Origin of the sequence: Paenibacillus sp. FSL H8-0332 (assembly GCF_037963835.1) — a bacterium.
Classification (GTDB): Bacteria; Bacillota; Bacilli; order Paenibacillales; family Paenibacillaceae; genus Paenibacillus_AQ; species Paenibacillus_AQ rhizoplanae.
In genome coordinates this window covers 351030-370360 of sequence record NZ_CP150145.1, presented here as the reverse complement: position 1 = coordinate 370360, position 19331 = coordinate 351030, and the positions used below count along the sequence as shown (strand labels likewise).

The 19331-nt window shown below is 54.0% G+C and carries 14 protein-coding genes and 1 riboswitch; of the genes, 6 read left to right on the top strand and 8 right to left on the bottom strand.

What is annotated here, in order from left to right; all coding sequences use genetic code 11:
- Window positions 1-44: 44 nt before the first annotated feature.
- Entirely contained in the window at window positions 45-1445 is a 1401-nt protein-coding gene (locus NST43_RS01580; RefSeq protein ID WP_339222106.1) for an NCS2 family permease, read from the bottom strand.
- A gap of 130 nt (window positions 1446-1575) precedes the next feature.
- Window positions 1576-1675, bottom strand: a riboswitch (purine riboswitch).
- Between the two features lie 559 nt (window positions 1676-2234).
- Here NST43_RS01580 and rsgA point away from each other — a divergent pair.
- Together rsgA and NST43_RS01570 are read left to right on the top strand one after the other, a co-directional pair.
- Window positions 2235-3308, top strand: coding sequence for a ribosome small subunit-dependent GTPase A (gene rsgA, locus NST43_RS01575; RefSeq protein WP_339222104.1), 1074 nt, complete (start codon window positions 2235-2237; stop codon window positions 3306-3308).
- Entirely contained in the window at window positions 3305-4321 is a 1017-nt protein-coding gene (locus NST43_RS01570; RefSeq protein WP_339222102.1) for an aminoglycoside phosphotransferase family protein, read from the top strand. Before rsgA ends, NST43_RS01570 begins: the two co-directional genes overlap by 4 nt.
- Window positions 4322-4397: 76 nt before the next feature.
- On the opposite strand, the gene NST43_RS01565 is transcribed toward NST43_RS01570, so the two are convergent.
- Entirely contained in the window at window positions 4398-5261 is an 864-nt protein-coding gene (locus tag NST43_RS01565; protein ID WP_339222100.1) for a LysR family transcriptional regulator, read from the bottom strand.
- Window positions 5262-5377: 116 nt separating this feature from the next.
- On the opposite strand from NST43_RS01565, the gene NST43_RS01560 reads away from it, so the two are divergent.
- The gene (locus tag NST43_RS01560; protein ID WP_339222098.1) at window positions 5378-6472 is read left to right on the top strand and encodes a Gfo/Idh/MocA family oxidoreductase; all 1095 of its coding nucleotides are present in this window, start codon (window positions 5378-5380) and stop codon (window positions 6470-6472) included.
- Window positions 6473-6498: 26 nt separating this feature from the next.
- Here the strand turns inward: NST43_RS01560 and guaA are convergent, their stop codons facing one another.
- The 4 genes from guaA to NST43_RS01540 form a co-directional block, all read right to left on the bottom strand.
- Window positions 6499-8037 carry a glutamine-hydrolyzing GMP synthase gene (guaA, locus tag NST43_RS01555; protein WP_209993753.1) on the bottom strand — a complete coding sequence of 513 codons (1539 nt, stop codon included), beginning with the start codon at window positions 8035-8037 and terminating at the stop codon, window positions 6499-6501.
- Window positions 8038-8833: 796 nt separating this feature from the next.
- Complete coding sequence (locus NST43_RS01550) at window positions 8834-11263, bottom strand: transglutaminase domain-containing protein (RefSeq protein WP_339222095.1); 2430 nt, start codon at window positions 11261-11263, stop codon at window positions 8834-8836.
- A 1-nt stretch (window position 11264) separates the two neighbouring features.
- Window positions 11265-12740 (bottom strand): DUF58 domain-containing protein, encoded by a 1476-nt coding sequence (locus NST43_RS01545; protein WP_339222094.1) that lies wholly within the window; start codon window positions 12738-12740, stop codon window positions 11265-11267.
- 225 nt (window positions 12741-12965) lie between these two features.
- Window positions 12966-14393 (bottom strand): polysaccharide deacetylase, encoded by a 1428-nt coding sequence (locus NST43_RS01540; RefSeq protein WP_339222092.1) that lies wholly within the window; start codon window positions 14391-14393, stop codon window positions 12966-12968.
- Window positions 14394-14501: 108 nt separating this feature from the next.
- Between NST43_RS01540 and NST43_RS01535 the strand changes: the two genes are divergently transcribed.
- The gene (locus tag NST43_RS01535; protein WP_339222090.1) at window positions 14502-15182 is read left to right on the top strand and encodes a DedA family protein; all 681 of its coding nucleotides are present in this window, start codon (window positions 14502-14504) and stop codon (window positions 15180-15182) included.
- A 37-nt stretch (window positions 15183-15219) separates the two neighbouring features.
- A complete protein-coding gene (locus NST43_RS01530) occupies window positions 15220-16173 on the top strand; it encodes a YafY family protein (RefSeq protein ID WP_339222088.1) in 954 nt (317 codons plus the stop codon).
- A gap of 228 nt (window positions 16174-16401) precedes the next feature.
- Here the strand turns inward: NST43_RS01530 and NST43_RS01525 are convergent, their stop codons facing one another.
- Both NST43_RS01525 and NST43_RS01520 read right to left on the bottom strand, forming a co-directional pair.
- The gene (locus NST43_RS01525) at window positions 16402-17934 is read right to left on the bottom strand and encodes a DHA2 family efflux MFS transporter permease subunit (protein ID WP_209993748.1); all 1533 of its coding nucleotides are present in this window, start codon (window positions 17932-17934) and stop codon (window positions 16402-16404) included.
- On the bottom strand, window positions 17931-18383 hold the full coding sequence (locus tag NST43_RS01520) for a MarR family transcriptional regulator (protein WP_339222086.1): 453 nt from the start codon (window positions 18381-18383) through the stop codon (window positions 17931-17933). The genes NST43_RS01525 and NST43_RS01520 overlap by 4 nt, the downstream gene beginning before the upstream one ends.
- A gap of 152 nt (window positions 18384-18535) precedes the next feature.
- Here NST43_RS01520 and NST43_RS01515 point away from each other — a divergent pair, with 152 nt between their 5' ends.
- The gene (locus NST43_RS01515) at window positions 18536-19222 is read left to right on the top strand and encodes a DinB family protein (RefSeq protein WP_339222084.1); all 687 of its coding nucleotides are present in this window, start codon (window positions 18536-18538) and stop codon (window positions 19220-19222) included.
- Window positions 19223-19331: the final 109 nt, after the last annotated feature.

Genomic DNA, 19331 nt, shown 5'->3' with positions numbered 1-19331 from the left:
TAATGAAGAGACCGTAGAATGTAAGTCAGAATCCGTGGAGCTTATTAGCCTTGGCTGCCGATCAGAACATAACGGAGCACAATCAGCACCGCCAGCACCCACATCATCCAGTGGATATCATATTTCTTCTTGCCGGCAATATTCGCTACACAAGCCAGAATAACATAAGTAACAATCCCGAATGAGATCCCGTTAGCAATGTTATACGTAAACGGCATGATCACGAAGGTCAGGAAGGCCGGAATCGCCAGCACCATGTCCTGGAAGTCAATCTCACGGATCGATTGAGCCATAAGTACACCGACAATAATCAGCGCTGCCGCTGTGGCCGGACCAGGAATCAGAGCGACTACCGGAGCCAGGAACAAGGCAAGCAGGAAGCATATCCCTGTAGTTACTGCAGTCAGACCCGTACGTCCGCCTTCAGCTACACCTGCTGCACTCTCGACATAAGCGGTAGTGGTGGAAGTTCCCAGCATCGCGCCGCCCGCAACAGCTACTGCATCTACGAACATGGCATTGCCGACACGCTTCTTGCCCTCTTCAGGGTTCTTCATGATTCCGGCACGTTCAGCAGTACCCACCAGCGTACCGAAGGTATCAAACAATTCTACGAAGGTAAAGGTGGCAATCGCCGATACGATACCGGTGTGCATAATGCCTTCCCAGTCAAATTCCCAGAAGTTAAGCTGTGTGAAGTCAGGAACCCATGGCGTCTGCGGATTACTCAGTGAACTGAAATCTACAGCACCCATGAGGATTGCAGCCAAGGTAGTACCGAGAATTCCGAACAGGATAGCGCCACGAACGCGCAGTACCATTAAGATGGAGATCAGCAGCAGGCCGATAATCACGAGCTGAACATTGGTGTTCTCCAGGCTGCCCATATGAATTACAGTTTCAAAAGAAAGAACATCTGTAAATTTGTTAGCGGCGATATCGTTACCGGCTTCAACGCCGATAGTCATCAGTCCGCTGTTCTTCAGGCCGATAATGGTGATGAACATCCCGATACCGACGGTAATCGCATGCTTCAGGCTGTCAGGAATGGCAGTGAGCAGAATTTGCCGGACCCTAGTAATGGTCAGGATGATGAAGATAATCCCGGAGATAAATACAGCGGTAAGACCCATTTGCCAGGTGAACTCATGTTCAGTGGTGGCAGAGGATAAGACTACGGAAGCGAAATATGCGTTAAGGCCCATACCAGGTGCCAGAGCGACCGGGAAGTTAATGAATACCCCCATGGCAATTGTGAAAATACCGGCTGCCAGCGCCGTCGCAAGGAAGACAGAATACCAGCCCATATCAATGCGGCCGAAGGCAGTCAGGGTGCTTGGATTAACCGACAGAATATAAGCCATTGCCATAAACGTGGTTATACCGGCCATGATCTCTGTGCGTACTGTGGTGCCGTTCTCTTTCAGTTTGAAAAAGCGGTTCAAATGGTTCTCCCCCTAAGGTTGTATGTTGGTTGTGCCAATACAGCAACACAAAAGCCGGCATCTGGGAAGACACCGGCCCGAAAAAGAGATGGCTGTCCGGAATTCCGGACGATCGCCGGTAATCCCAAAACGAGCTGCTCTTCTTAATCGTAGCCAGGTCATTACGGTGACCTCGTAGAGACTTCCAGGCCGATCCCCGGAATTATACGAATATATTTGCTGTAGCGCTTTATCATTTTAGGGGGAGATGACAGCTCTTGTCAATGGTAAATACGAACATTGCCCGTCATGTTTACACAAATGTTCGTAAATTGAACATTTTTATGACAAATCCCGCTTGGTTCAGGGAGAATCAGCCAAGCCTTGCAGCATAAATGCGGACGGAACTGCACTTAAGTCAAGCTCTATATGGTAAACAGTGATTATAATCAAACTCTACATGGATTTGCATACCAAATGTATGTTAATCTGAACGTGCTTAGCGATAAGCATTAAATTTCTAACAAGTTCCTTATCCGAAAGGGGATGTTTCGATTGGCTACTACTTATATGGTGGTTTCCGTTTAAAACTGCATAGCAGGCATACATCTTAAAAATCGGGCAAACGCCTGGATTATTTGGTATGCCATCCCAAGTAACCTTTCGTGAATATTGCTGTTTGCGAGATACGATGAAGGTCGTATCTTTTTTGCATCTTGATGCCGTAGAACAGCAGCTTCTTATTGAGGCTGCTGTTCCGCGGCATTTTTGCGTCCACAAAACAACATTATAAGGAGCTAACCCAAAACCATGATTGATCTAAAAACCTATGGATATACAGAAATAGAGGAAATCCCGTCCGGATTATTGCCTGGCAGAATTACAGAGCTCCGGCGGGAGCGCTTCACGGTAATCACAGAGCGGGGCGAGTTGACCGCTATACTCAAAGGCACCTTCTATCATAGTGCGGAATCCAGGGAGGACTTCCCGTGCGTCGGTGATTTTGTCTTACTGCGCCCGAACGCGGGCGGGGATTCGCTCATTGTTACGCTGCTCCCCCGCCGCTCCAAGTTCTCGCGTGCCAATTATTCAGGTCATGCCGCCGGCTATACCAAAACCATTCTGGAGCAGGTCGTGGCCACCAACTTTGACTATGTATTTATTCTGTCCTCCCTGAACTGGGATTTCAATGTCACCCGCATGATGCGTTATCTGACCCAGGCCAGGCAGAGCGGCGGCCAGCCGGTCGTCATTCTGACCAAGGCTGATCTCACAGAAGACTACAGCCTCCCGCTGGCAGAAGTCCGTCAGAGCATGCCGGATGTTCCAGTGCACGCAGTGTGCAGTCATAACGGTCTCGGGCTGAATGAGCTTGATGTCTACCTTAAGCCAGGTTCAACTGTCGTCTTCCTTGGCATGTCCGGAGTCGGCAAATCATCGCTGCTTAACGCCCTGATGGAACGGGATGTTATGAAGGTCAGTGCCATCCGGGAGGAAGACAGCCGGGGACGGCATACGACGACCCACCGTCAGTTGTTCATGCTCCCCTCGGGAGCAATGGTAATCGATACCCCCGGGATGCGTGAGCTTGGATTATTCGACGCTGACGAAGGCATCTCTGCAGGCTTCAACGATGTCGAGGAATGGTTCGCAGAGTGCCGGTTCCATGACTGCCGCCATGAGTCCGAGCCGGGCTGTGCGGTGCTCGCTGCGATTGCTGATGGTTCCTTGCCGCGTGAACGCTGGGAGCATTATAAGGCCCAGCAGCATGAGAACAAGTTCGTTCAAGATAGAACAAGCTATCTTGTTCACAAAAATGCCCGCAATCAATCGATCGCGATGCAAAGAAAACAAACCAAGAAAACCGGGGGCTGGAAAAAATGAAGATTCCAACTGAAGCGTTATATAATGCACTAAGTGTGCTTTTTACAACAACTATTAAATCTGCCGATTACCAGACGTTACAGCTACATGGCGGGACCCTGGGGGATGTGCAGCTGGTTACCGGAACGGCCGAAACGGCTGACGGAGAGCAACTACCGTACCGTATTGTGCTGAAAATTCAGAAGAAATGGGAACGTTACGATGATCCGGATTCCTGGCGGCGGGAATATGACCTCTACGCTTCCCCACTGGGGGCAACCTTCACTGAATCCTTCCGCTGGCCGGTGTGTTATCACGCTGAGATGAATGACGCCGGGGATGAAATGAGATTGTGGCTGGAATTTATTGATGGCATCTCCGGCCTGGAGCTGACCGGTGACATGTATGAACAGGCGGCATTGGAGTTGGGACGGTATCAAGGGAAGTTGTACGCGGAGCAGCCTGAGGTTCCGCAAAGTCTGACCAACCTGAGCCATGCAGACCTCATGAAGAATACTTATCTGCACTACCGGTCTTGGCCGGTTGTCTACGACTATATCCGTTCTGAGGAATGCGAATTCCCGCAGCATATTCGGCAAATGCTCATCGACATCGATGAGCATTCGGATGGTATTTTTGCCCGGATTGAAAGCCTGCCTCTGGTGTTATGCCACCGGGACTTCTGGGTAACCAACATCATCTATTCTGGCGGGACCATCGCGCTGATCGACTGGGACACCAGCGGCTGGGGCTACCTCGGCGAGGACATCGCCAGCCTGATTGCAGATGAGGTGGATCTTGATCACATGATTGAATACTATCAGCGGTGTGTCCCTGCTTATTACGGGGGCTTCGCGGAATATGCGGGAGAGATTGCCCCGCTTGCCAACCACTGTGTCTACGAATTCATTCTGCTCGTGTTCGGATACCGGATGGTGGAGGGATATCTTCATGCGGATAGTGATGACAAGAAGACAGAGTGTCTGGATACGCTGGAGAAGGTGTATGAATTGAAGAGCTTGACCCTACAATAAGCTAAGATCCAGGGCATAGGATACACGACATGGTGTAGAACTATGCCCTTTTTCTATGATACAGGGGCAGCGAAAGCTACTGCTGGAGGAGCGACTTGCTTTTCTCAATAAACCACTTCTCTGCACTGGATAGTGTATGTTCCGGATGATAAATCAGGGTTCTGCGGAGTGCAGAATATCCATCCGGCAAAGCTTGATAGTTCAGATAATGGTATTTGAGCGCCAGACTTTCAGGAATGATTCCTATACCGAATCCGTTGCTGCAAATCTCCAACAGTGTTTCGACAATATTTACCTCTGAAATGGATGCGTTATGCACATCGAAATCAGCCATCAATGACATAAGTGCTTGATAAGAGGAGCACTGTTTACTGAACACATAAATAGGCTCTTCACTTAATAATCTGTAGAGAGACTTACCCTTCGTATTCCCCGTAAACACCAATCGGTCTCTTGTCAGCATTTCCGCCAGCATGGATTTACTCTGGTTATAAATTGTATTCTCAAGCTCGGTAATGTAAGCAATATTCAATTCTCCCTTGAGGATCTTGGATATTAATTCATCTGTGCTTCCGCTCATTAAAGACAACCTTTTGTTCGGGAATGCCTGATGAAATTCTTTAGCAATATTATTGAGGTGCAGCGGAAAGGAAGACTGCATAATGCCAATCAAAATATGCTCTTCCTTATGGGCGAGGAGCTCTTCTGTTTCTTCCCATAGCAGGATTATTTTTTTGAATTGTGCATATAGCCTTTCCCCATCCGGGGTTAGCTCTACCCCATAAGAATGCCGGTAGAACAGCTTAGCCTCAAAGTGCTTCTCGATATTCTTGATCTTATTCGTAATATTCGATTGCAGATGATTGAGTTCGTTCGCCGCAGCAGTCATACTTCGCAATTCTGCAACTTTCATAAAAGCTCTCATGTTCTCGATATGCATAGCCTTCTCCTTCAGATATCAAAAAAAGTAATATCCCCATGCGATTCATGCATTTCAAATGATACTTGAGCCAGATTATACTTAGGTTCACCACAGAAGACAAGGAGCGAAATACCATGAACCATTCAAAAAAAATTAAAGTCGGCATTGTGGGCGGGTCCGTTAATCCTGAAAGCTGGGCGATCAATTCACATATTCCTGTGCTGATGAACAATGAGCAATATGATTTAATGGCAGTCAGCACTTCAAATCCGGCCTCAGCGAAGCAGGCTAAAGAAGTCCTTGATATCAAGTATGCCTATGATCATTATCAGGAGCTTATCCAGAACCCGGAGATTGATCTCGTAGTCGTGAGTGTCAAGGCTCCATTGCACTATGAAATACTTAAAGAAGCGATTGAGCATCACAAGCATGTATATTCAGAATGGCCGTTAACCAACCATATCCGTCAGTCTCAAGAACTCACGATGTTAGCGCAAAATGCCAAGGTTCATAATATCATTGGTCTACAGGCCAGACAGTCCAGCGTGCTGAAGCAGGCTAAAAGCATAATTAATCAGGGGAGATTAGGAAAAATTCTATCTGCGCATATGCAAGTCACCACACAGGGAAAAGGAAACACAGCAACAAACCGGACAGAATATCAGTTCAATCGGGAAAGCGGGGCAACGCTGCTGGACATTAACGGCGGCCATTCTTTAGACCTTATGGCCTCGCTATTAGGGGAATTCACCCCACTTGCGGCCGTTGCTCAAAGCAGCTTCGGGCAGATTCGCAATATCGAGACTCACCAGAATATTAGGCAAGGCGCACCCAGTAGCTGGGAAGTGATCGGGCTAATAAACAACAGCATCAGCAGCAACGTTTCAATACACGGGGGCGCTCTGCCTGGATTTACGCTATTGATTCGCGGAGAAGCCGGTTCCCTGCGGTTAACACAGGATGCCTCCATGGGTCATCCTCAATTTGGAAACTTAGTGCTGGAAGAATGCCTCCACCCAGATCTTCAGCTCATCAAGTCAAGCAGCAGCTATTCCTTTCAAATCATTGGCAGGGACACCGGGGCAGCCTCTCTGCAAAGCTATTTCGAGTCCATATACCATACTCTGGCGGGAGATATTCACAATGGCTTGGCTTCACTTCCTGATTTTGAAGCCGGATACAACATACAATTGTTGATTAACAAAATAAAAGAGCTGAGTGTCCGGTAGCTACCGGATGCTCAGCTCTTATTATTTTATTCCCACTCGATCGTCGCAGGTGGCTTGGAGGTAATATCGTAAACGATGCGGTTCACGTTATCCACTTCGTTGACGATGCGGACGGAGATTTTCTCCAGCACATCCCATGGGATACGCGCCCAGTCGGCAGTCATACCGTCGATGGAGGTTACCGCACGAATGCCTACGGTGTAGGAATAGGTGCGCTCGTCACCCATTACGCCCACACTCTTCATGTTAGGAAGTGCAGTGAAATACTGCCAGATCTCGCGGTCGAGACCCGCCTTGGCAATCTCTTCACGCAGGATATAGTCGGAATCGCGGACGATGGTCAGCTTCTCTTCGGTCACTTCACCCAGTACACGAATCGCCAGACCCGGACCCGGGAAAGGCTGACGCCACACGATCGCATGCGGCATGCCCAGCTCTTCGCCCAGCTTACGGACTTCATCCTTGAAGAGGGTGTTCAGCGGCTCGATCAGACTGAATTTCATATCTTCAGGCAGCCCGCCCACATTGTGGTGCGACTTGATCGTCTGCGCCGTTGCTGTACCGCTCTCTACGATATCGGTATACAGTGTACCTTGGGCCAGGAACGCGAAGTCACCCAGCTTGGCCGATTCTTCGTCGAAGCAGTAGATGAACTCGTTGCCGATGATTTTACGTTTCTGTTCGGGATCGGACACACCGGCCAGCTTGCCGAGGAAGCGGTCACGGGCGTCGATTTTGACAACATGGATATCGAATTTGCCGACAAAAGTCTCCATGACGCTCTCCGCTTCACCTTTACGCAGAAGGCCGTGGTCAATGAACATACAAGTGAGCTGGTCGCCGATCGCACGGTGAATCAGCATTGCCACAACAGAGGAATCCACGCCGCCGCTGAGTGCGCAGAGCACCTTCCGGTCGCCGACTTTATCACGGATGTCCTTAACAGCATCCTCAATGAACGACTCCATCGTCCATTTGCCCTCGCAGCCGCAGACCTCGTACAGGAAGTTCGAGATCATCTCATTCCCCTTCACGGAGTGGCGTACCTCAGGATGGAACTGAACGGCGAAGAATTTGCGTGCATCATTGCTCATGGCTGCAATCGGCGCGCTCTCTGTACCGGCATCCAGCTTAAAGCCCTCCGGAAGCTCCACTACATGGTCCCCGTGACTCATCCATACGGTCTGCTTGCTCTCAAGGCCCGCTGCAAGCACGGAGCTGGGTGCGAACTCCACATCTGCTTTGCCATACTCGCGCTTGGCGGAACGTTCCACCTTGCCTCCCTGCTGCTGTGCCATCAATTGCATCCCATAGCAGATTCCGAAGATCGGCAGCCCGAGCTCGTAAATTGCCGGGTCTACATGCGGTGCATTCTCCGCATAGACACTGCTTGGCCCGCCTGAGAATACAATCCCTTTTGGCGATAAGGCCTTAATCTTCTCCATCGGTGTATTGTACGGCAGAAGCTCGCTGTATACCCCCAGGTCACGAATTCTGCGCGCGATAAGCTGGTTATACTGTCCCCCGAAATCCAGAACAACGATCATTTCATTTGGCTTGTTCATTACTTGCCTCCCTTGATTATTGGATTCATTATACTCATGGTTAATTCTCAGCGTCAAGGAAATGGGGTCCCTTTGCTTCAAGGTTTTGGGCTGTAGGCGGCAGGTCTGGAGAGAATCGCAGCATAGTGCCTGAGGGCTGGAAATAGCTGGCTGCCAGGGTGCAGCAGGATATATGTATTGGGCAGAGATTTACGGTGCCTCCACGACTGGAACAAGCAGCTTAATATTCGGATTTTTCACGATTGGACCTAAGCGATAGGAAGCACTAAAGATATTAACGAAAAGCAAAAAGAGAAGCGAAGGGGAAATTGGGGGACAACAACGGCCCAAAGTTCACTGCAGTGACGAATATAGAGATAGAGTGGAGCATTAATACACTTCATTCTATTGTAGTCGGATTTCCACATACATCAGGCCTATTCTCCTTTGCGCCAGCGATTGTATTTGGTTTTTCGATTACAGTTGGTCTACGTGGCGCTCCCCGTCCAATTGTGTTCGGTTTTTCGATTACATTCGGCTTACGTGGCGCACCAAGTCCAATTGTGTTCGGTTTTTCGCATATATTCTTGGCTCCTCAATTATTCCTTCGGCCTGCGTCCGGTGAAATCAGGTGCACTGTTGCTCCTCCCGGCTCTTTAAGCACTTTCAGTCCAATCATGGAAACGGCTTTGCCATCCTTTTTTATAAGGCGGTTCCGCTCCAGCGCGCAATAGAAGGATAATTTATAGCATGAAGCATATATGCTTATATTTGAAGAAAAGACGTCCGCCGCAAATGCAGGAACGCCGCTTCTTGTTCAGGTCAGATGGAAGGTGATCATCAGGCACCGGGCCATGAATGCCGCTGCGTCTGTGGTATCGGCAGCGTTAGGGGGCGCGGGGGACGCGGAAGGCGTCGAGGGAGCGGCGCCTCCAGCAGAGCCCGACGCCGGCAAAGGCACGACGTCTCCAGCGGAGCGCGCGGCCGCTAAAGGCACGCCGCCTCCGGCGCCGCCATACGCCAGGGTCTCCCACTGGCGTACAAACCCCCGGACGGCGGCGCGCAGCCGCCCGTCCTCGATAGCCAGGGAGTCTGCGTACTCCCTGGCGGTAACCCCGGGCAGCGGCGGCCCATACCGCGCCGCCAGCCCGTGCCAGGCCAGAGCGGCGGCGCGCAGCTGCCGCTCACGGCCAAGCCTGCCGACGCGGCGCACCGCCGGCAGCAGGGCCAGGCTGCGCCGCCAGCGGATGGCGGCAGCCAGCACCAGCGCCGCCAGCGCGAGCGGCGCAGTGTCCGGGCCGCCCGCCTGCGGCAGGGCGGCGGTAAGCGCGTCCGCGTGCAGCGCAGCGGAGCGGCGGGTGTCCGGCGGCGCAGAGGCAGCCGCCGGGTCCGTAGCCGCCGCGCCGAGGGCAGCGGCGGCAGCGGCGGAGGGCGTGGGGTCGAAGGGGACCCAGCCCGCGCCGGGGAAATAGACCTCGACCCAGGCGTGGGCATCGCCGCCGGTCACGCTATAGCGCTGCGGCACAGAGCCGGGCACGGCGGTTCCCGGGCCGTAGCCCTGGACGTACCGCGCCGGAATGCCGCTGCTGCGCAGCAGGACCGTCATCGCAGTGGCAAAATGCACACAATACCCCTGGCGGGTCCCGAACAGAAAATCATCGGTGAAATCGGCACCGGATGGCGGCACGCGGGTCTTCAACGAATAGGAGTAGCCGTCCTGAAGATAGCCGGCTACGGCTACAGCAGCATCGTAACGGCTGGCCGCAGCAGCAGTAAGCTGGCCAGCCAGTGCACGCGCTCTGGGCGGCAGAGCAGCGGGGAGCTGCAAATACTGACTGCGAACCCCTTCAGGATCACTCCCCTTCAGCGTCCGCAGCACCGCCGGATCGCTTGGCGGCAGAACAGACTTCACAGTATACTCCGTAACCCCTGCAGAGCCGTAGACTTCCGGCAGGCGGAAGCTAAGCTTGTCCGAACTGGCCAGCACGTAACCCAGCTGGCTTCCGTCCGCAAGCCGGATGTTCTGTACGTCCGTTATAGCGCCTGCACTGAACAGCGGCACACCTCCAGGGGAGGGCGAAGCCAGTTGAATCCGCTGAATAAACGTCTGCCCCCCGGCTGATACAGCATCCGCCAGAGCAGGCACCGCCCCGGACAGCCGGGGCAGATTCAGTGCTGAATACGCGGCTCCGCTCCTGATCCAGCGGCGGCCGTCATAATAAGCCATGCTCTCCCCTCGCCAATAGTAGGGACGGGAAGCAGTGACCGTGAAGGCCGCCTCCCGGCTGGGAGTCAGAGGCATACCGAGCTCTCTGTCCTCCATGCTGTAGCCAGTACTGCTACTGCTGCCAGTGCCGGGCACGCCTGCCTCCTCCGGCTTTTGCGCCGCTGCCCAGTGCTCCAGCTTGTCCAGCACCGGCTGCAGCGTAACCGGGGCAGCCGGGCGCGCTCCCAGCCCTTGCCCGGCTATCCAGGCGGCCAGCGTTACGATTACAGCCGCTGAGAATGCCCTGGCTCCCCAGCGGGCATAAGGAAGAACAGGCCTTCCTGTCCTCTCTTGCAGGTGGAGCAGCCCGCTTAAGGCCCGCAGCCACAAGATCAGCCCAACAGTGACCAGGACATCCCCGGAAGTATTAACGGCATAACCCATATCCAGCACCAACAGATACACCAGCGTTAGACTGGTGAACAGCGCAATACTTCCTCTGTACAGCGCAAGCTGCTGGACAGAGGATACCAGCAGTCCCCAGCCCAGCACCAGAATCAGCAGCCTGCTATCCTCGCTTAATGCAGAGATCCGGCCAGAGAGGAGCAGCAAGGCATCCTGTCTGCTTTTCTCCATGGCATAGACCTTCAGCCACCCGCCCCCACCTCCCGCAGCAGCACCAAGGGCATACCAGGTCATGAAGATTAGAAGAAACTGCCCGCTTGCCTGGACAAGACGGGGCAGCAGCAGACAGCCCCATGCGAGTAATGCTGCTGCCGAGAGCATCAGGAGCCGCAGGAGCTGTGTATGGTCCGCTGCCGCAGACAATCTGTAGAGCGGCAGCAGCCACAGCGCAAAGACGCCCATAATCGCCAAAGAGAACAGGCCGCGATAGTACAGGGGGCTGTTCTCTCTTTTACCTGCGGAGCTGTTCTCTGCAAGGTCTGATTCCTGCATCCCTGCCGCTGAAAACCAGATGCTTCCGTAGCGCCGCTGCCTGCTGTAGGTTGAGCCCTTCGGACTGGCGCCATTCGTACTCACATTAACGAGAGTTGGAGTTATCCGGGAATCCATCAGGCTCCGCCCCCTTGTACCCTTGTGCAGGAGCAGCATAGCTCAGACAGTGAATCCTCGCTCCAAGCCGCATCAGACTTCCCGCAATCGTATCCGAGGCAGGCGGTCTGCTGTTCCCGTAAGCTGCGGGATCATGCTGCCCGGTTGTTTCCCACCCCTCCGGTGCCAGCCTGCTGCTGCGGGATAGCTCCGGCATTGTACCCGCTGCTCCGGCGGGACTCCGCACAGGATTACCGGGAGTCCGGCTCGGAGCAGGCTGATCCCAGACATAATACAGCTCCACCCTGATTCCCTGCACCAGAAAGCGGGCCAGCGTTCTCGCCGACTCCTCCTCCAACCGGCCGGTAATGACCGATACCGTCATCCCGGGAATCCAGCTCCGCGACGCATCCTCCAGCAGTCTGCTGAGACTCTGTGAACCGGAGGGGGCAATCTCTGTGAGCAGATCCCGGACCCTCCCGGGAATCTGGCCCAGCCCCTCATGTCTGGCCATCCCTTCCGGCCAGCCGCCACTGAAGAGCTGGATGTAGCTGCCGGTACGCTCGGCAGAGAGCAGCAGCCCCATCGTAGCCGATACCGCCTGTTCAAAGGCCGGGATCACCGACCTCCGCTGGCTGCGGGGAGGATGCGCACCGCCGGGAATCTCGTAATCCGCCGGACTGCTCGCAAGCACGATGCAGGTCATCTGCCCCGCTTCACGTTCCGGCACTCTGCTCTGCAGGTTGCCTTTACGGGCGCTGCTCTTCCAGTGAATCCGGCTGAACGGATCACCCGGCGCATAATCACGGATATCCGCAGCTTGCGGGCTGTTGTGGTTCCCCCGCCCAGATGCACGGTCCCCGGGCAGCAAGCCGGTATCCGGCACAACTGTGCCCATATATAGTGCCCTTGGCAGCACCTTGAAGTCCGCCTTGCCGCCCGGCTGGCAGCCGCCGGTGAACAGCCCCGGCAGATCCCCCCAGGTTACACTGCACCCATGAAGCTGATGTACACCCCTGGGAACAGACAGTAGCTCATACGAATATTTGAAGGAGCGCCGGAAGCCGGGAAACAGCAGCTCCTGATGGCTGCCCCCGCTCCAGTAATCGGTCACAATCATCCAGGGCAGCGGGATTCTGGCGGCAAAAGAAATCTCCACTTCCACAACTGCATCGTCCCCCGCAGACAGATGCGCAGGAGTAATCGTGCGCTGGACATTAACTCTCCGGGGACCGCAGAGCTGCATCAGCAGGCCGCCGGACATGACCACTCCGCCAGCTGTCAGCAGCAGCAGGAGCGATTCTCCTCCACGCCACAAATACAGTCCCCCGGTAACTGCCATCAGGAGCAGCATTCGCCCCCACTCCTTGGCTGCGCGGCGCACACGCTTCCGGGGGAACCCGGCAATCTCTGCATTCCCATACCTGTTCTGCTGTGAATATACCTGTGATTTCGGATCTATCAATGATGATGAGGACAAGGAGAACACCCTTCCATGGTCATAGACTAACCTCCTGATAGCCTGTACTTCCACTGGCTATACCGCTTACTGAGGCCTGTTGCTATCTATTCTTTCCACGAAAAAGGATGCCCAGACATTCAGCAGCCGCTTTTCCCGCCAGCGCTCCCTACTCCCTACTCTCCTTGCCGTCTTTGCCGCCCAGCCTTCCTCCTAACCCTGATATCTGCCTTACGCTGCTGTAACCCTGCGCTCCTCTACATTAACAAAGGCCTCGGCGCCCGGATGCCCAGCCGCCTCAAGCAGCGTACGCAGGGGTACCCAGAGGGAGGAGCCTTGGAGCTGCACCTGTGCCGCCTTGTACTCTGCCGTTCCGTCCGGCCAGTGAATGCCAACCTCTTGCTTCTCTGAGTCTAACGTCATGCTGCGGCCGTTCCAGCTTACAGCTGCGCTGCGGGTAGCCGCATTCCAGCCGACCCGTCCGCCCAGCCGTTCCACGGTGGCGCGTAGCGGAACATAGTACTGCCCGTCCTGGAGACGGTACTCTCCGGGCTTCAGCTTGATCTCCATCCGGCCAATCTCAAGCGCAAGCGCCTTGCCTGGTGCAAACAGCTCCGCATTCGGAGCAATATTGGCTGATATCCAATCCTGTGACGGCTTGCCCCGCTGAAGTGCGGCTGCCTTGGAGGACACCCTGAACTGTACCGGATCACTCTGCGCATCCAGAACGCCGAACTCATAACCGGCCGCTCTGTAGCGTTCAATAATGGCAGGCAGCGCCTTGGCACTCTGTTCATGGCCTGATCCGTCATGCAGCAGCAATACCACACTGGAGGAGGTCAGGTCCGCAACAGAAGCCTGCACAATCTCCGCAGCGAGCACTCCCCGGCGGCGGGAATCCCCGCTATCCACGGTCCAGTCCATCACCCCGTAGCCTGCCTGCTTCAGCAGATTGAAGTACGTGCTGTCGAAATGGCCGAACGTACCGCCAGGCGCACGGACCAACTGCGGACGGACGCCTGTGATCTCACGTACCGTTTCCTCCGCCATTTTGATTTGGCGCCAAAATTCCGTGAATCCGCTATATAAATCATGATAGTTATGATTATAGGTATGGTTGCCGATAGCATGCCCCTGCTCCCAGATGGCGTTGATCAGCTCGGGACGGCTTGCGGCCTGATCCCCCAGCACGAAGAAGGTCGCCTTAATCCCCTGCTCCTGCAATATGGTAAGGACCTTGGGAGTAACTGCGCTTGGCCCGTCGTCAAAAGTCAGATAGACCACCTTCTCCTTGCGCTGTCCCGCTGCTGGAGCAGCTTTTCCCGCAGCAGCGGATACTTGATGTATCGCGGGAGCAGGATGCTCTGCCCCTGCCTTAGGGGCTGAACCGCCCCCGGAAATATGCGGCTGCCGTGATTCTGCGGTTGTCATTCTGACCACTGCCGGGGGCAAATCTTGCACCGGGACAGCTGGAGGATTATTCTTAGAGAGTAGAGTTAACGTACTGCCTGCTTCAGCCTGTAGGGAGTACTTACTCCGCGAACCGGAAGAATTCCCCTGCCCTCCATAAGCTGACACACCCAGACTCAGTACAACAGCAATAACAAGCAACCCGCAGATCATGATGCGGCGGATAGGATTTTCCAGGTTGTCCTTCATCTTCTCTACCTCCAGCATTCTATTGGCGCACCCGCACCATTTGGTAGATTGTATGAAGACAAGCTTCAGAATAGAATAGGCGCGCAGCCTTTGGAGAGTGAAGAATCTATGGATATGCTGAAATGGATACAGGAATTGTTTGCGAGCTATGGATATAGCGTGTTGTTCTTCGGGCTTTTGCTCGAATTTATCGCCCTCCCCTTTCCCGGGGAGACCACGATGGCCTTCGCAGGATTTCTCTCTTTCACGGGGAGGCTGGATTTCTTCACACTGGTGATCGTAGCCTTCTTGGGGACTACAATCGGGATGACCATTACTTATTTCATCGGACTGAGGGCCGGTCTGCCCTTTATTCAACGGTACGGCAAATGGTTCATGTTCTCTCCGGCCAAGCTGGAAAAGACGCAACGCTGGTTCGAGAAATACGGCAGTGTGCTGATCTCCATCGGTTATTTCATTCCCGGCGTCCGCCACTTCACCGGCTATTTCGCCGGCATAATCGCCCTGCCCTTCCGTAAATTCGCTATGTATGCCTATGGGGGCGCAATATTCTGGGTGGTGTTATTCCTCGGAATCGGCAAAATCTTCGGCCCGCAGTGGATGGGCATCTTCCACCTGATCGAATCCTACGCCCTCTGGATCGCGGTAGGCGTGCTGGCCATCGCTGCGCTGATTGTCCTCTACCGTTACCGGGCTGCCATTTCTCTCCGGCTGCGGCGGCGCAAGCCAGTGGCAACGCTTGAACCCAAGGTCCAAGTGAAGGTTAAAGAAACCTCCAAGACTCGCTGACTAAAGCCTCACCTAACACCTGAAAGAAGGTTTTCCTGTGAAAATAGACCGTCTGCTCTCCATTGTTATTCTGCTGCTGAACCGGCCGCTGATTCAGGCCAAGGAGCTGGCCGATATGTTCGAGGTCTCCGTGCGAACGATTTACCGCGATATAGACAGCATTAACAGCGCAGGCATCCCTGTGGTTACCTATCAGGGAGCAGGGGGCGGCATCGGCCTCATGCAGGGCTACCGGCTGGACCGCAACGTGCTGTCGGAGCGCGAGCTGGCCGATATCTTCAATGCGCTGCAAAGTACCTCTTCCATCGGAGGAGCGGGCCATCAGCTATTGATGGAGAAGATCAGCAGTGTCGTCCCTCCCTCACAGGTTGCTGCCTTCCGCAGCAAAACCACCCGGATGATCGTCGATTTCTCCCCCTGGGAGCTGACGGGTCCGCTAAAGGAGCGGCTGGGCCTCCTTAAAGAAGCCTTGGAGGAGGAGGTCATGGTCACTTTTGAATACATAACTGCCGAAGGCAGGGTAAGTCTGCGTACAGTCGAGCCGTATACGCTGGTCCTCAAGGGACAGTTCTGGTACTTATACGGGTTCTGTCAGGACCGTCAAGATTTCCGCCTCTTCAAGCTGCTGCGGATGAAAGCGCTGGTGAAGGAGAACAGGCACTATATCCGCCAGGATATTCCGCTTACAGAGCTGCCGTGGAGTAGTAGCTGGAAAGAACCGCAGAATCTCACACCAGTCACGCTGCGTTTCACGCCGGAAGGCAAGCATCTCGCCGAGGAATACTTCGACTGTGAGACGCTAGAGCGGGATGATACCGGCGGATATACCATCACGCTCCAGTACCCTGAGAATGACTGGCTCTATGGCTTCCTGCTAGGCTTCGGGACCGTCCTGGAGGTGCTGGGACCGGAGCATGTCCGCCGCAGATTAGGCGAGGTGGCCCGCGGGGTCGCGGCGGCATATTCAGCAGATCTGGCGGAGACGCAATAACCGCCCCACTCGCACATGCACAATCTTTTTCCATCCGCATACGAACCTGAATCTATGCTGTCAGGTTTGCCGGTATATACTCTAAGGGATAAGCTGGTTATTGGCTGGGTTGCTTGGGAGGATGCTGGACAGCGGGGCAGTTCTACATCCTCTCCAGACGCAAAGAGACGATCCGCTATAACCGTTAACGGTTATAGCGGATCGTCTCTTTTTATACTATATACAGAATTATGCTCTCTGTGATTTCGCCAGGTTCGGCTGCGGCTGTGCGCCTTCCGCTTCTTCCGTCTTCAGGAAGTCCGGCTGCGGAGAGGTCTTGCGGATGAACAGGGCCAGCACCAGGGCAAGAACAGTCACCCAGGTTGCTACAGCGAACGCGTGGGTAATTCCGTTAATCGTTGCGTCCTGTGTAAGCTTCATCATCGCGGCCTTATCGGTCTTGGATACCGCACCACTGACCAGCGCATCGGTAATGTTGCTCTTCGTACGGTTGGTCATCAGGCTGACGAACAGGGCCATCCCCAGGGCGCCGCCCACGGTTCGCAGGGTGTTCGACATGGCTGTACCATGGGAAGCCAGACGCTGCGGTAACTGATTCAGACCGGCGGTGACGATTGGCATCATCAGCATGGACATGCCGAACATCCGTGCCGTATACGTCAGAATCAGGTGGGTATAGGTGGTGGTGCTGCTGATCTGGCTGAATTCCCAGGTCGTCACGGCGGTGATGGCAAGGCCGATAACCGCCAGCCATCTGGCACCGATTTTATCAAATATAATTCCGGTGATCGGTGACATAATACCCATCAGAATCGCACCCGGCAGCAGCATCAGTCCAGATTCCATCGGTGTGAAGCCCCGGATCGTCTGCAGATAAATCGGCAGCAGGATCATCCCTGCATACATAGCCATGGTGACAATAATGTTGATTACGGTAGTCAGTGAGAACATGTTGTAGCGGAAAATCCGGAACTCAAGCAGCGGCTTATCCGCTGTCAGCTCACGCCACACGAACAGTCCCAGGGACACGATACCCAGGATCAGACAAAGAATAACGGTCGTGCTTCCCCAGCCGTCCGTTCCGGCGTCACTGAAGCCGTAGAGCAGCCCGCCGAAGCCCAGGGTCGATAAGATCACACCCGGTTTATCCAGCTTCGGAGAAGTCAGCTTACCGACATTCTGCATGGTCTTCATACCGAGCAGCATCGAAAAGATGGCCAGCGGAAGCACAATGTAGAACAGTACGCGCCAGGAATAATTCTGCACGACCCAACCGGACAAGGTAGGTCCGACTGCCGGAGCAAAAATCATCGCAACCGCCATCAGGCCCATCGCCTTGCCCCGTTCTTCAATCGGGAAGATGCGCAGGAACACAATGTTCATCAGCGGCATCAGAATTCCGGCACCCACGGCCTGAATGACTCTGCCGACCATAATCATCTCAAAGCCTGTTCCTATTGCACACACCAGTGTACCTATCGAAAATAACATCATTGCTGTCGTAAAGAGCTGACGGGTTGTAAATTTCTCCACCAGATAGGCGCTGATCGGCACCAATACACCGTTGACCAGCATGAACCCTGTCGTCAGCCATTGGGCCGTATTGGCGAGGATATTCAGATCCTCCATCATTTTGGGCAGTGCCACATTCATCAGTGTCTGATTCAATAACGCCACGAAGGCGCCGATCAGGAGCGCTGCGATAATTGGGCCTCTGCGGAACGTCTTCGACGGTGCATTACCGGCTGTAATTGTACTCATAGCTTCTTGTTGTCTCTCCCTTGTTCTAGAATTCGGATAATTTCACCGTGCAGCCGCAGCAGCTCCTGTACATCCTCCGTAGGAATATCTGCCAAGGGCTGCAAATGTCTTCGGAGTGACTGTCTGCTGAGCAGACGGATCTCCTTGCCTTTCTCGGTCATTGCCAGCTTGAATATTCGTCTGTCGCTCTGCGAGCGTTCCCTGGTAATCAGTCCGGCCTTCACCATCCGGTCCACTACACCGCTGGCTGCGCTGTTGCCCAGATGCAGAAGATCGGCCAGCTCCGTGATCCCGATATCGGGATGCAAGGATAACTTACGCAATACCATCAGCTGGGTAGATGTGATGTTAAGCTCCTCTGCATCCTTCCACAGAAGCTGCTGGAAATTATGGGTAATGCAGCGGAAAGAGGATAGAATATCGTCCAGTTGCTTTTCCTTTTCTTCCAAGCCTTATCCCTCCACAAGCATAATGCACAATAATACTTCGCATGCGAACTATTTTACTATTTACCTATTTATTCGTCAATGGTTTTCTTGCAGAAATTTTCTGAAAATCACTTATTTTCACGATATGAATTTTACGAAAAGAGGGGTTTATAATGAATACGGAACAACGTCATCACTGGAATGCGCAGCACAAAATCTTGTCGGGGATCATCTCCCTGACGGATGAGCATGCTAAGGCAGTCACTTTGTCTCTGGAGCTGCACTCAGCCCTCTATGCTTCTGAAGGCAGGAGCGCGGAACAGACGACTCTGGAGGACTCCCTATGGGACCGTTTGTTAGAGTCCACCTTACGAAGCTACCCCGTGCGTACGCCCGGAAGCCGTAATTCTATAGTCTGGCATCTGTGGCACAGTGCACGAATAGAGGATATTACCATGAACATCCTGGGGGCAGACCGCGAGCAGGTGCTTCATACAGAGAGCTTTGCAGATAGGCTGCAGATCCCTTTCCCTCATTCCGGCAACGGGATGAGGGAACAAGATGTCGCTGCACTCAGCAGAGAGGTGAATCTTGAGGCGCTGGCCGAGTACCGTCGCGCTGTCGCCCGCAGAACACGTTCCATCCTATCCGCTCTGAAGCCGGGACAGCTCGGGATGAAGGCAACTCCGGCGCAGTTCGAGAGAGTCCGGGAGGAGAAAGCGGTACTCGACAGCGAGCAGTGGCTAATGGATTATTGGGGCGGCAAGACCTTTGCCGGTCAGGTACTGATGCCGGCCACCCGGCATAACTTCGTCCATCTGAACAAAGCGATGCGGGTGAAGCAGAAGCTCCAGAAGTGACTCCGGGGTATCCGGAGGATTTGACCCACGTGCTCCGCGCCTGCTCCATGTAGTCGGTTTTTCGACTACATTTGACCCACGTGCTCCGCGCCTGCTCCATGTAGTCGGT

Excerpts from the sequence above, each read along its gene's own strand:
- NST43_RS01515 (WP_339222084.1), top strand. The coding sequence starts at position 18,536 with ATGAATACGGAACAACGTCATCACTGGAATGCGCAGCACAAAATCTTG.
- NST43_RS01525 (WP_209993748.1), bottom strand. The coding sequence starts at position 17,934 with ATGAGTACAATTACAGCCGGTAATGCACCGTCGAAGACGTTCCGCAGA.
- NST43_RS01540 (WP_339222092.1), bottom strand. The coding sequence starts at position 14,393 with ATGAAGGACAACCTGGAAAATCCTATCCGCCGCATCATGATCTGCGGG.
- NST43_RS01565 (WP_339222100.1), bottom strand. The coding sequence starts at position 5,261 with ATGCATATCGAGAACATGAGAGCTTTTATGAAAGTTGCAGAATTGCGA.
- NST43_RS01560 (WP_339222098.1), top strand. The coding sequence starts at position 5,378 with ATGAACCATTCAAAAAAAATTAAAGTCGGCATTGTGGGCGGGTCCGTT.
- rsgA (WP_339222104.1), top strand. The coding sequence starts at position 2,235 with ATGATTGATCTAAAAACCTATGGATATACAGAAATAGAGGAAATCCCG.
- NST43_RS01570 (WP_339222102.1), top strand. The coding sequence starts at position 3,305 with ATGAAGATTCCAACTGAAGCGTTATATAATGCACTAAGTGTGCTTTTT.
- guaA (WP_209993753.1), bottom strand. The coding sequence starts at position 8,037 with ATGAACAAGCCAAATGAAATGATCGTTGTTCTGGATTTCGGGGGACAG.
- NST43_RS01535 (WP_339222090.1), top strand. The coding sequence starts at position 14,502 with ATGGATATGCTGAAATGGATACAGGAATTGTTTGCGAGCTATGGATAT.